The 4,248-nt window shown below is 64.1% G+C and carries 2 protein-coding genes and 1 pseudogene; 2 read left to right on the top strand and 1 reads right to left on the bottom strand.

The window, feature by feature from the left end; all coding sequences use genetic code 11:
* On the top strand, window positions 1-1,860 hold a 1,860-nt coding region (locus tag Q0925_RS10470), incomplete at its 5' end, for a cohesin domain-containing protein (protein ID WP_299335147.1).
* Between the two features lie 256 nt (window positions 1,861-2,116).
* Here the strand turns inward: Q0925_RS10470 and Q0925_RS10465 are convergent.
* Window positions 2,117-3,598, bottom strand: a complete 1,482-nt coding sequence (locus tag Q0925_RS10465) for a hypothetical protein (RefSeq protein WP_299335145.1) — start codon at window positions 3,596-3,598, stop codon at window positions 2,117-2,119.
* Between the two features lie 248 nt (window positions 3,599-3,846).
* Here Q0925_RS10465 and Q0925_RS10460 point away from each other — a divergent pair.
* Window positions 3,847-4,248: pseudogene (locus tag Q0925_RS10460) on the top strand (hypothetical protein); the annotation flags it as partial.

Below are 4,248 nucleotides of genomic sequence, written 5' to 3'. Positions count from 1 at the left end.
GACATCGCCGGTAACGCGGAGTTCGGTGCCCTCGTTCCCGACAGCGACGCGAGCATCGAGGCCGACGGTAACTGGTGGGGTGCCGCCAGCGGCCCGGGCGGCGGCGTCGCCGACCCGGACACCGGCACGACGGCGGACGGAGACGGCGACAACGTCTCTCGAAACGTCACGTTCGACCCGTGGCTCAGCGGGGTTCCCGTAACTGCGTCCGGAGCCGTTTCGCGTCCCGACGGGGAACCGGCAGCCGGGACAACCGTTCTACTGACGAGAAACGGAAGCGACGACGCCGAACTCGATTCGGAAGGCCGCTTCGCCGCGAGCGTCGAAAACGACTCCCGCCCGGTACTCGGCTACTACGCACAGACCGACGGCGAGTACATCTCGACGCGTGACGGATCACCGGATGTCTACACGTTCGGTCCAGATACGCTCGTCAACGGCGAGACCGATCTTGGCAACTACACGCTGCCCGAGGCGAACGTCCTCAACGTCACGGTCGAAGACGAGACCGGCGCGCCGGTCGAAGGCGCGCAGGTCCGCGTCGTTCACTGGGAAGGCACCCACAGAAACGGATCCGGGTTCGGTACCGGCGACCTGGCGACGAACGCCGACGGTGACCTCGTGCTTCGGGGCGCCGCAGACCCCGGCGTCGAGGTCGCCGGCAACGTGACCGTCGAGGTCTCGCCGCCGGAGGGCGACGCGCGGTTCGCGGATGAGGAGCGCGTCATCGACCTCACCGTCACCGAGGACAACCAGACTATCGTCGAACTCGCGGAGGCCGCGCCGACCGAGTACGCGATCGAGCCCGAGACCGAACAGCTCGAACCCGGCGGGTTGGTGTCGACGAACGTCACGGTCAACACGTCGGTCAACCTCACTTCGTCCAACTTCACCGTGGTGTTCGACCCCGTACTCCTGAACGCGTCCGACCTACAGCCGGGGAGCTTCTTCGGTAGTAACGCGGTCACCACCGAAGCGATCGACAATCGGGCGGGGCGCATCGAGTTCAACGTCACCGAGTCCGAAACAGACGGCGCGAACGGAACGGGGACGCTCGCAACGGTAACGTTCACCGCCAACGAATCGGTCACCGGAACCGTTGACACGGGGATCACCTTCGAGCGGGCGCTCGCTCGTGACCAGTTCAACGAGACGTTCGCGGTCGACACGCGGGACGCCGTCGTGACGATCGACGACGGCAGCGGCGGCGGTGGTGGCGGCGGCGGTGACGACGGTGGCGATGGTGACGAGCCGACAGAGCCGACCGTCACCGCGGCCATCGCCGCGAACCAGACCGGCGTGTACCCCGACGACGCGATCTCGTTCAACGCCTCCGGGAGCGAGGGGACGAACCTCGCGTACAACTGGACGTTCGGTGACGGCACGAACGCGACCGGTGAAACCGTCGAACACGCCTACGCTGTCACCGGGACGTACAACGTGACGCTCACCGTGGCCAACGGGAGCGCGTCCGACACGGACCGGATCGCTGTCAGCGTCGTCGAGCCGGTCGACGCGGCGATCACGGCCGAGCGAACGAGCGCGTCGGTCGGCGATATCATCGAGTTCGACGCGCTCGACAGTACGAGCGATGACCGGAGTGCGAACGTCACCTACGAGTGGGACTTCGGTGACGGTACCACCGTGACCGACGGAGTCGTCGCCCACGAGTACGACACCGCCGGCACGTACACGGTCACGTTGACGGCGACGGACACCGTGACCGGCGAGACGACGACCGACACTGTCGAGGTCGTCATCGAGGAGGAGAGCACCAACGACGGCACCCCCGGCTTCGGACCGGTCGTCGCGCTCATCGCGCTGCTCGCTTCGGCCCTTGTGGCGCGCGCTCGCAACTGACCGGTAGGCGGCGTCACGCGGCGTTCGGATCGCCGTTCGCCCGGCCCACATTTTCGATCTTCTCGTTTTATCCGCTACACAGTAAGGGTGCCAAGGCGCTCTCGGGTGGACCGACGGGACGCCGGTGACCGCATCGAACGGAGCTCTCACGTCGCGTCCGCGTGCCAGTAATCGCTTGTGTACAGATCCCGGCTGGACGTCTCGGCCGGCCCACGGAGCGACCGAACCGCCCGCGCGCCGACCCGAATTCGCGATTTTAGCCCTTCCGAGCCCGGGCAACGAGCCCGATCACGACCACCGCTGCGATGAACTGCGGAACGCCTGTCAACGGGAGAGAGACCGGTGAGGCCTCTTCCTCGACCGGATCGATGGTACCCTCTCCGCCGTCGGACGACTCCCCGCTTTGCCCGTCGCTCCCGGACGAGCCGTCGTCAGTCGTTTCGGAACCGTCGGAGCCTCCTCCCTCACTGCCGGCGTCAGATCCATCTGTCGACCGGGTTTCGTCGTCGGTGCCGTTAACCGCTGATTCGTCGTCAGTCCCGTTGATCGTCGATCCGTTATCGCCGGCCTCGGTGGTGTTGTCTCCCGTTTCGTTGGTCGCCGCGCCGGTCCCGGAGCTGTCGTCCGCCGATGTATTGTCTGTGGCACCGCTATCACTCCCTCCGGTGTTCGGTTCGTTCCCCGATCCTCCGGTCGAGGATCCGTCGCCCGCCTCGCCGTCCGGTTCCGTGACTGTCACGTTGAGAGAGTCGCTCCCGTTGGCCGACGAGACCGTGTAACGCAGCTCACCCGCACCGTCCGCTTCGGGGTCGTGAGCGAGCGTCACGACATCGCTTTCGCCGCCGTTGAGGGACACGGAAACCTCGTCGACGGCGTCGCCGTCACGCGACAGTTCGACAGTCTCCACTCCGGTGAAGTCACCGGTGTTCTCGATATCGGCGACGACCTCGACCGTCTCGTTCTCGGTCACCTCGGTCGTCGAGGCGTCCTCGTCGACCGCCACCTCGAACGCCGCTTCCGTGAGCGTGGTATCGGTGAACCCGAGTATTTCCTGTTCCGACGTGTAGGCGATCGACTCCTCGCCGAGGACCGTCGTCACTAGCCGAGTGTCACCCGCCTCGTCGGGTGCGGTGAGTTCGGCTTCGTAGGTGTCCGACCCGTTGACCGGAGTCGCTTCGACCTCTTCGACGGCCTCGCCGTTCTCAGTCCGGACGACCGTGATCGAATCGACGTCGGGCGCGTTCTCGTACTCCTCGGCGTCCGGATCGACTTCGACGGTGAACGGCTCACCGGGGGTCACTTCGCCGGTGGTCTCGACCGCCGGGTCGTAGCCGGCGACGACGACCGGGTGGATGGACTGGAACTCCCGGTCCGCGCGCACGACAAGGACGTACGTACCCGGATCGAGTCCCTCGGTCGGGAACGAGGCCGAGTCGTTCCCCGTCATCCGGCTGAAATCGATGCGGTCGACCTGATTGTTGTACAGGTACAAGATGTACTCTTTGCCGTCCGGCGCCTGTGTCGTCGCTTCGATGGCCTTGCCCGGTTTCGCGTGCCCGACGGATTCGATCTCGAAGTCCTGACCGTCGAGCGTGAGGGTTCGGTCGGGGATGTCGGTACTCCCCGCAGAGGTCACGTCGTAGTGCTCCGTCGCGGTGGCCACTGCCGCCGCACCGAAGACGACCGAACAGATAACCACCGTAACGAGGAGGACTGACCGCGTTGAACCCGATCTCATCGTTCCATTTCGACATCCGACATATATAGTTTTTTTGTGGTTGACGTACCGGGCGAGACGAAACCCCACAATATCTGAAATCTTTATTAGCGATGGGTCCGGACGGAGCAGAGGTGACCGTACATTGCCTCTATCGGGTGTTTCCCGGCAATATCAATCTTGATATCCCCTCTGCTGAATCGGCGAGTGGACTCACACTACTCAGCTAAGGGAAACTATTATGCCAATTGAATTGAGTATCAGTTTACATGCCACTTCCGAGCCGTGAGCAGGTCTTTGCCATCATGTTTGCGTTCATGATGGTTACATCTATGATTCCGTCGGGGGCAGCCGCCTCTGGAGGCGAGAGTGTCGAGAAGCTCGACGGGGGCGGCGAGCAACTCGACGCTCAGTTCGATGTAGACGGGAACGAATCAACGACTGAGAACAGCTCGAACACGAGCACTGCCTCGACGGAAACAACGAACACTACTACTGCCGTCGCGGTCAACACGACGCAGCTTCAGGACGGCGACGTAGACCGGTACCGGGCGACCTTACGAGGCCAGTTAGAGGACACCGGGTCGGCTGAAAACGTCACCGTCTATTTCGAGTACCGTGAAGCCGGGGAGGACACGTTCAGACGGACCCCGAACCAGACGCTCCAGTCT

This window comes from Haloplanus sp. (genome assembly GCF_028275055.1).
Lineage (GTDB): Archaea > Halobacteriota > Halobacteria > Halobacteriales > Haloferacaceae > Haloplanus.
This window is presented reverse-complemented; position numbering and strand designations above follow the sequence as displayed.

Excerpts from the sequence above, each read along its gene's own strand:
- Q0925_RS10465 (WP_299335145.1), bottom strand. The coding sequence starts at position 3,598 with ATGAGATCGGGTTCAACGCGGTCAGTCCTCCTCGTTACGGTGGTTATC.